The sequence below is a fragment of the Planococcus halocryophilus genome (assembly GCF_022489025.1).
In the GTDB taxonomy this organism is placed as follows: domain Bacteria; phylum Bacillota; class Bacilli; order Bacillales_A; family Planococcaceae; genus Planococcus; species Planococcus halocryophilus_A.
In genome coordinates this window covers 1-203 of sequence record NZ_JAKVTG010000051.1, presented here as the reverse complement: position 1 = coordinate 203, position 203 = coordinate 1, and the positions used below count along the sequence as shown (strand labels likewise).

The following is a 203-nucleotide window of genomic DNA, read 5'->3' as shown; positions in this document are numbered from 1 at the left end:
AAAAAAGGGAGCGATTTTAGATGAAATTAAACAAAGTACTTTTAGCCTTACCACTTAGCCTAGCATTACTGGTACCAACGGCGGCACTTGCCGACAGCCACGGAGGACATTCTACAGCGAGCGAAGCATCTATGGAAATGGCGACAGCAACACCCGCTGCTGAATTGCGTATTGCACTTGACACGACATTAACGGAGCATGCG

Annotated in this window: 1 pseudogene; it reads left to right on the top strand. The window is 47.8% G+C overall.

Annotated features, from left to right (window positions below):
- Window positions 1-20 precede the first annotated feature (20 nt).
- Window positions 21-203, top strand: a pseudogene (locus tag MLE13_RS17960) (copper amine oxidase); the annotation flags it as partial.